This is a genomic window from Photorhabdus stackebrandtii, from assembly GCF_011189495.1.
GTDB lineage: Bacteria > Pseudomonadota > Gammaproteobacteria > Enterobacterales > Enterobacteriaceae > Photorhabdus > Photorhabdus khanii.
This window is the reverse complement of record NZ_PUJV01000053.1, coordinates 1-7,731: the sequence shown is the minus strand read 5'-3', so window position 1 is coordinate 7,731 and position 7,731 is coordinate 1. Positions and strand designations below refer to the sequence as shown.

The 7,731-nt window shown below is 53.0% G+C and carries 7 protein-coding genes and 1 pseudogene; 7 read left to right on the top strand and 1 reads right to left on the bottom strand.

What is annotated here, in order from left to right; all coding sequences use genetic code 11:
* A partial coding sequence (locus tag C5470_RS20790) for a non-ribosomal peptide synthetase (RefSeq protein WP_166291654.1) occupies window positions 1–2,844 on the top strand: 2,844 nt, incomplete at its 5' end.
* 64 nt (window positions 2,845–2,908) lie between these two features.
* Here the strand turns inward: C5470_RS20790 and C5470_RS20785 are convergent.
* Window positions 2,909–3,091, bottom strand: coding sequence for a hypothetical protein (locus tag C5470_RS20785; protein WP_166291652.1), 183 nt, complete (start codon window positions 3,089–3,091; stop codon window positions 2,909–2,911).
* 324 nt (window positions 3,092–3,415) lie between these two features.
* Here C5470_RS20785 and tnpA (C5470_RS20780) point away from each other — a divergent pair, with 324 nt between their 5' ends.
* The 6 genes and pseudogenes from tnpA (C5470_RS20780) to tnpC (C5470_RS20755) all read left to right on the top strand — a co-directional run.
* Window positions 3,416–3,619: an IS66 family insertion sequence element accessory protein TnpA gene (gene tnpA / locus C5470_RS20780; protein WP_166291650.1), complete on the top strand. Its 204-nt coding sequence runs from the start codon at window positions 3,416–3,418 to the stop codon at window positions 3,617–3,619.
* Window positions 3,620–3,649: 30 nt separating this feature from the next.
* Window positions 3,650–4,282: an IS66-like element accessory protein TnpA gene (gene tnpA / locus C5470_RS20775; protein ID WP_166291649.1), complete on the top strand. Its 633-nt coding sequence runs from the start codon at window positions 3,650–3,652 to the stop codon at window positions 4,280–4,282.
* A complete protein-coding gene (gene tnpB, locus C5470_RS20770; RefSeq protein ID WP_166291647.1) occupies window positions 4,282–4,629 on the top strand; it encodes an IS66 family insertion sequence element accessory protein TnpB in 348 nt (115 codons plus the stop codon). The genes tnpA (C5470_RS20775) and tnpB (C5470_RS20770) overlap by 1 nt, the downstream gene beginning before the upstream one ends.
* Window positions 4,630–4,648: 19 nt before the next feature.
* Complete coding sequence (gene tnpC / locus C5470_RS20765) at window positions 4,649–6,004, top strand: IS66 family transposase (RefSeq protein ID WP_166291645.1); 1,356 nt, start codon at window positions 4,649–4,651, stop codon at window positions 6,002–6,004.
* A gap of 139 nt (window positions 6,005–6,143) precedes the next feature.
* Window positions 6,144–6,377, top strand: coding sequence for an IS66 family insertion sequence element accessory protein TnpB (gene tnpB, locus C5470_RS20760; protein WP_166291656.1), 234 nt, complete (start codon window positions 6,144–6,146; stop codon window positions 6,375–6,377).
* A 63-nt stretch (window positions 6,378–6,440) separates the two neighbouring features.
* Window positions 6,441–7,605: pseudogene (tnpC, locus tag C5470_RS20755) on the top strand (IS66 family transposase); the annotation flags it as partial.
* Between the last annotated feature and the right edge of the window lie 126 nt (window positions 7,606–7,731).

The window sequence follows — 7,731 nt, the reverse complement described above, 5'->3', positions numbered from 1 at the left end:
TCGGTGGAGGATTTTGGGACGGCGCTGGGGCTGACCGCTCAGGTTGTCGAGCCGTTTGGGCCGGAGCGGGTCTGTGACTATATGCAGCAGGCACTGGAAAGTCTGGCGGAGGCGCTGGCGCACACCCTGGACAGGCCGGTGCGTGCCCTGGATATCCTGCCGGCCGCGGAACGGACCTTGTTACTCACCACCTGGAATGCCACGGAAACGCCGTATCCTGAAGACTTATGTATCCATCAGTTATTTGAACGGCAGGCAGCGACAACCCCGGACGCCATTGCCCTGGTGTATGAAAACCAGTCGCTCAGTTACGCGGAACTCAACGCCCGGGCTAATCGTGTGGCCCACCAGTTGATTGAACTGGGTGTTGAACCAGATCAACGGGTCGCGATGTGTGTGTCAAGGTTACCCGCAATGGTGACTGGGGTATTAGCCATCCTGAAAGCTGGTGGGGCGTATATGCCGCTCGACCCTGCTTATCCAGATGAAAGATTGGCCTATATGTTCGAAGATGCAGCTCCCGTTGCAGTACTGACTCAAACCGAGTGGGTTGACCGGCTAGCCAGCACTGTGCCTACTGTCGTACTTGATGCCCAAACTCAACTTTGGATGTCATATTCCACCGATAATCCAGATCCTCAGGTGTTGGGACTGACATCACACCATCTGGCCTATGTAATCTACACCTCAGGCTCTACGGGACAGCCTAAAGGCGTTATGAATAGTCACCAAGCTTTATGTAACCGCCTATTATGGTTCGTCCGGAATATCGCAACGACACCATTGGTCGGGGCACTAAAAACCAGCATCAGCTTTGTTGATTCTGTCACTGAAATGCTAGGCGTGTTGTTGGCTGGAGGTAAACTGGTTGTATTCAATGATCATGAAGTGAAAGATTTCGATCGTTTCAGTGATGGTTTACGTCGTTTTGGCGTCAATTATCTGGTGGTGGTGCCTTCGCTGTTAAAACACTTAATTCAAGGTTATAGCGATAAATTGAAATCCATTAGGACGTTAGTTTGCAGCGGAGAACGGCTGGCTCCTGAACTGGCTCGGCAAGTTGTGACGGATTACCCTTGGCTCCGTCTGTTAAATTTCTATGGTTCATCCGAAATTAATGGTGATGCCACCTGGTATGAATACCCTACTCAGACAGAAATACCGGAAGTATCGGTGATAGGCCGTCCCATCGCCAATACCCAGATCTATCTTCTCGATCCTATTGGGCAACCTGTCCCGCTTGGTGTAGTCGGCGAAATTTATATCGCCGGTGCTGGCGTGGCTCACGGTTATCTCAATCGTCCCGAATTAACGGCTGAACATTTCCTTCATGACCCATATAGTGATAAACCGGATGCACGTATGTACCGTACTGGAGATTTGGCGCGTTATCGTCCGGACGGCAATCTGGAGTTCCTCGGTCGTAATGATCAGCAGGTGAAAATTCGCGGTTTCCGTATTGAACCGGAGGAGATTGAGGCCCAGTTGATGGAACATCCTGCAGTGCGTGGTTCCGTCGTGTTGGCACTGGATGACGGGGCGGATAAACGGTTGGTGGCTTATGTGATGGCGGACGCTGAGGAGGGACTGGTTAACAGCTTACGTATCCACCTGAATTCGGTTCTGCCGGATTATATGGTGCCAGCGGCATTTGTGCGACTAGAGAGCTTCCCGTTAACCGCTAACGGAAAACTGGACAAACAGGCATTGCCAGCACCGGATAGCGACGCGTTTGCCCGTCAACACTATGAGGCACCACAAGGAGCAACCGAAATCTTGTTGGCGACGATTTGGCATAAACTGCTGGGCATTGAACAAATTAGCCGGCACGACAATTTCTTTGCCCTGGGAGGACATTCACTATTAGCTGTAAGAATGATGAATCTTGCTGCTGGGCAGGGCTTGAATTTCACGCTAAATACCCTGTTTCAGTTCCCTGTGTTGGTCGAACTGGCGGTAAAAATAACCTTAGACCCTCTGCTTCAAAGACAAAATAGCGCCATATCAGTACGGCCTGGTGGAACAGGGTTACCGCTATTTTTAATTCCCACTGGTACGGGAGACTATTCGTATGCCTTCGGGCTGTCCCAGTACATCTCATCGGGTTACCCGATTTATGCATTACCTTGGCCTTCCATCAATGAAGAACCGATGTCAACGATGGAAGAGTTAGCTGCCAAAATGGTTACCCTGATGAAAGCTGTTCAATCCACAGGGCCATACAGGATAGGAGGCTATTCTTCCGGCGGTATATTAGCTTATGCGATTGCTCAGCAGCTTTTGAATGCCGGTGAGCAGGTTAATTTCTTGGGGATGATTGATACACTAGCGCCTCATTATTTAGGAAAAGATCCTCTGCAACCGAAATATCGTTTCCTTGTTGGACTCACTCATCGGTTAGAAGGAGAGCATCTAGAAGAGATATCGGTGTTGCACCAGAACATTGAAGCGTTGAATTTAGTTCAGTTGATTGAGGCCGCACAAGAACTGGAATTATATCCGGCAACTCTACGTGCCGATGTGGTCGCAAAATATTGGGAGCAAATTGCACGTTATGCACAATTAATTGCTAATTATGAACCACCAACGTTGGCAGTAACTTTGCATCAGTTCTATGCAATAGAATTTTCTCCTGATGCCTTTTTTGTGACAAATGAGGGGGCCGAATTTGTGAACATAGAGCAATCGTTAGGTTGGGAGCGAATAATGCCTGATACACTACTACAGTTGATTGCTATTCCGGGTAATCATTCAAGTATGATGGAGGAGAATGAGAATAAAATCACGCTAGCTGAAGCTATGAATAGAACGTTATTAATCAGCAGTGATACAGAGCCAGTGTGATATTAATTTAACCCGAATCCTATTTAAGCCGTCACTGAGAAATCTTTTTCTGAGTAGAAAACTTTCAGTGACGGTTTTTCCATTTAAGGTAGTGTAGTGATGTGATGGACGGTGCGCTGGGCAAAGCTGTACTGATCTTGCGGGTGAAAGTCCCGTCGTAGAAAGGGATTAGCCAGACCATATATGGGCGTCCCCGGTTGTGCAAGCATTGAATTGAAACGGTTTGCGACCATATATCCGGCGTCATTGTGGGTTAAATCACCTGCGCCATGATATCATCCGAGCCCCGTTTCCTTATCACTACGTAGGTATCTCAGTACCTTGGTCTAGTCCAGGCTATTAGGGGTTCTGTGGTCATTTCTGCAATAACACCGTAAGGTTCCGGTGAACTGTAAGCGTCCGGTCATCTCACCTTGCTTTATCAGACGGCGTTTTTCAAGGTAGTTGTCGCCTGATGTAATAAAATTACATTTATGCCGCTTCTTTGTAAGGCTCCGGTGAACTCACCTTGTCCTTTCCCTGCGGCCCCTGCATGCTATCGCTTCCTTACCTTCACCAGGAGACTGACGCCATGAGCCGTAGCCGATATACCCCGAAGCAAAAACAACACCCTGTGACCCAATGGCGGCACAGCAGCCTGACCCGAAAACAGTATTGTGAACAGCATCAGCTGAGTTTTTCCTCTTTCCGCGACTGGATTGCCGACAGTCACAAAATACCCGTAAACGGCTCATTTAGACCGTCTATCGGTATGCCTCCGGTTCGGGGAAAATAATGTCCATCATTTCTAATGGACACTATCGCTATGAAATATCGGACACTGCTCCTCGACGCACTGCGCTTACATTTTGATGAACACCTATCCAGGCTCGATGTTGGTCGTCGGCTTGGGATCCCCAAAAGTACCATTTGCGATCTCTTTGTTCGCTTCAAAAAGCAGGGAATTAGCTGGCCGTTGCCTGATAACATGACCTCCGACAAGCTCGAATCGCAGCTTTACCCCGGACGTACCCATGCCGTCAGGCTTGATATCCCTGAGCCGGTTTTAGCGGATGAGCCCGTTGTACGCAAGCGGTCACGCCGCCCGAATTTTCCACTCGCGTTTAAAATCTCCCTGGCCGAAAAATCACTGCAACCTGGCTCCAATGTCGCACAACTGGCGCGTGAACACGGCATCAACGACAACCTGTTGTTTAACTGGCGTCACCTTTATAAACGCGGACTTCTGTGTCCCCGGGATGACAGTTCATTGCTCCTGCCCGTTACACTGTCTGAAATCACTGTGCCTGTTAAACCGCCGATCCCCGCTATGCAGCAACCCGCAGACAGGGAGCCTTGCTGTGAACTGGAGCTTCCCTCCGGCATACTGCGCATCCGGGGTGAACTGACTCCCGAACTTCTGCGTATGCTGATCAGTGAAATGAAGGGGGGTGTCTAATGAACATATTGCCAGCAGGCACACGTATCTGGATCGTGGCAGGCATCACTGATATGCGCAACGGGTTCAACGGCCTGGCCTCAAAGGTGCAGAACGCACTGAAAGATAATCCGTTCTCCGGGCAGGTCTTCATCTTTCGCGGTCGTCGGGGTGATATGCTTAAGATACTGTGGGCTGATGCCGATGGGTTGTGCCTGTTTACCAAACGGCTTGAGCGTGGGCACTTCGTCTGGCCGGTGACCCGTGAGGGTAAAATCCATCTGACTCCCGCCCAACTGTCCATGCTGCTTGAAGGCATAAACTGGAAACATCCGCAGCGGATGGAACGCTCTGGCATACGGATATAACTTGCGGTAAAGTGAGGGAATGACGCCCTCATTCCCTGACGATATCGCCCAGCTGAAAGTGCTGCTGCGTGAGCAGATGGCAGCTAACGAAATACGGGCAGAAAACAATCGCCTGCTGTCCCAGCGGGTGGCCTCTTATGCCAGCGAAATTAGCCGACTGAAAGCCCTGGTGGTAAAACTGCAACGTATGCAGTTCGGCCAGCGTTCAGAAAAAATACGGCAGAAGACTGAACGACAGATACGCGAAGTGCAGGAGCACATCAGTCACCTTCAGGAAGAAATGGCCGACATCCAGGGTGAACAACCCGACCCGGCACTGCCTCCTGCGCTGCGGCAGTCCTCGTCACGAAAACCGTTACCCGCCACTCTGCCCCGCGAAATACAGTCGCTCCCTCCGGCAGAAAAAAGCTGCCCTGAATGTGGCGGGGAACTGCATGCGCTGGGTTGCGATATCTCAGAACAACTCGAGATCATCAGCAGCGCCTTTAAAGTGATCGAAACACAACGCCCCAAGCTGGCCTGTGGTCGGTGTGACGGTATAGTCCAGTCTCCCATGCCGGGCAAAGTCCATGGCGATGATATCCCCGTGCCCGTTCAGGAGCCAGGAAGCGGTAAACCCCGGACCGGACGCCTGTGGGGGTACGTCCGCGATGACAGAAATGCAGGCTCGGTCATGCCGCCGGCCGTGTGGTTCGCGTACTCAGCCGATCGCAAAGGCGTTCACCCGCAACAGCATCTGGCCGGTTACAGCGGTGTTCTCCAGGCAGATGCTTATGGTGGATACCGGGCGTTGTATGAAACAGGGAATATCACTGAGGCCGCCTGCATGGCGCATGCCCGGCGTAAAATCCATGACGTTCACGTTCGTTCGCCAACAGCAGTCACGACGGAAGCCCTGAAGCGGATAGGTGAGTTATATGCCATAGAAGCAGAAATCCGGGGTAGCCCGGCAGAAGAACGACTGGCATTAAGAAAAGAGCGCAGCGCTCCGCTGATGCAGTTGTTGTTCGACTGGATACAGCAGCAGATGGCAACGCTGTCGCGGCACTCGGAGACAGCGAAGGCGTTCGCCTACATGCTGAAGTTATGGGACAGTCTGAACGAGTCCTGCCGTAACGGCTGGGTGGAGATCGACAATAATATCGCAGAAAACGCCCTGCGTTGCGTCGCTGTTGGGCGAAAAAACTGGCTGTTCGCGGGCTCTGACAGCGGAGGTGAGCGGGCGGCCATCCTGTACTCATTAATCGGCACCTGCCGGCTTAATGGTGTAGACCCGGAAGCGTGGTTGCGGTACGTCATCAGCCATATAGCTGACTGGCCATCAAACAAGGTACATGAGCTGCTTCCCTGGAAACTCAACCTTACCAATATCTAATCGTCAATACGGTTCAAATGAGCCGCTTACAAATACCCCAACCTCTCAGCCAGACACTGCCCGCCATCCTGCCGGTTTCTCTCCAGCCTGACGACGCGCAGACCGTCACCCTGCATACCCCGGACGGTTATGTCATCGCCTGTCCATTGATGCCCTGACCCAACACCTCGAAGGATTGAATTTGCGCTGGCAGGACGAAGCCGCCTTTGTTTTCTGCAACAAGGCCTGCTCCCGCCTCAAGGTGCTGCGCTGGGACCGACATGGCGTCTGGCTGTGTACCCGCCGTCTGCACCGGGCCCACTTTGTCTGGCTCATCCGCGGCATTCACTGGCAACAGGTCGAGGGGGATGACCTGTCCGGCTGGCAAAGCTAATTCTGCCGCCCCGGTCACACTTTTACCGGATAACGGCAGGGCATTATCCGGTACACTGTCGGCATGACTTTCTATGACTTAATGGCGCTGCTTCAGCAACAACACGACTATATTCGCCAGCTGGAAGAGGCCCTGAAACAGGCGCAACGCTGGCGTTTTGGCGCGCACAGCAAAACCCTGCCTGCCGGTCCCAAACGCAGTCAGTTTGAGGAAGATGCGGAGACCGATATCGCGGGGCTGGAAACCCAGCTGTCACGCCTGCATATCAGGGAAAACGCGCCCGCGTCTCATCCTAAACGTCAACCTTTGCCGGCGACATTACCCACCCCGTGAAGATATCCGGTTGGCGCTGGAGACGGAGAGCTGCCCGGATTGCGGTCATGCCCTGCGTTTTTTGCGCGATGAAATCAGTGAACGGCTGGAATATCGCCCCGCGACATTTGTTGTCCGGCGTTATGTCTGTCCGCAGTACAGCTGTGCGGCCTGTCAGAGCGTACATGCCCAGCCCCAGCCTGCCCGTCTTATCGAAAAGGGCCTTCCGGAGCCGGGATTGCTGGCTCAGGTGGTGGTCGCCAAATATCGTGACCACCTGCCGCTCTACCGTCAGCAGCAAATCTATGCCCGCAGGGGCGTAACCCTGGCCTGCAGCACCCTGTCGGACTGGGTGGGGCAGGTGGCTGTGGCGTTGCAACCGTTAGCCGACGCCCTGAAGCAGGCGCTGCTGACGTCCCCGGTGCTGCATGCCGATGAGACCCCGTTGCCGATACTGGCCCCGGGAAAAGGCCAGACCCAGCGGGCTTACCTGTGGACGTCTGTCACCGGCCCTGATACCTCGCCCGCAGTAGTGTACTATGAGCTGTATCCCGGCCGCAGCGGCCGTTATGCGCAGAGCCTGCTGAAAGACTGGTCGGGCGGCACGTTGGTGACGGATGATTATGCGGGTTACAACGCGCTGCATGCCCGGGCGGATATCACCGAAGCGGGTTGCTGGGCCCATGCCCGCCGCAAGTTCTTTGACCAATACCAGGCCAGTGCCAATCCGACAGCCAAACAGGCACTGGACGGTATTCGTGACCTGTACAAGCTGGAGCGAAAAATCAAACACCGGCCCCCGGATAAACGGCGTCAGTGGCGGCAGCGTTATGCCCGGCCGTGGCTGAAGGAGTTTCGCGCCTGGTTGCAGACGATGCAGGCCAAAACGGCCCTGAACTCCGGGTTACGTAAAGCTGGGTATTTTCATCCAAGCAGATCACCCAATAACATTCATCAAGATCATCTAATACCATCCAACGAGATCACCTAATAACATCGATGGAGATCACTTTTGTGCTCCAATGTTATTGGGTGAGCTCCA

Coding starts and splice junctions, on each gene's coding strand:
- tnpB (WP_166291647.1), top strand. CDS start 4,282: ATGAACATATTGCCAGCAGGCACACGTATCTGGATCGTGGCAGGCATC.
- C5470_RS20785 (WP_166291652.1), bottom strand. CDS start 3,091: ATGACGCCGGATATATGGTCGCAAACCGTTTCAATTCAATGCTTGCAC.
- tnpA (WP_166291650.1), top strand. CDS start 3,416: ATGAGCCGTAGCCGATATACCCCGAAGCAAAAACAACACCCTGTGACC.
- tnpC (WP_166291645.1), top strand. CDS start 4,649: ATGACGCCCTCATTCCCTGACGATATCGCCCAGCTGAAAGTGCTGCTG.
- tnpA (WP_166291649.1), top strand. CDS start 3,650: ATGAAATATCGGACACTGCTCCTCGACGCACTGCGCTTACATTTTGAT.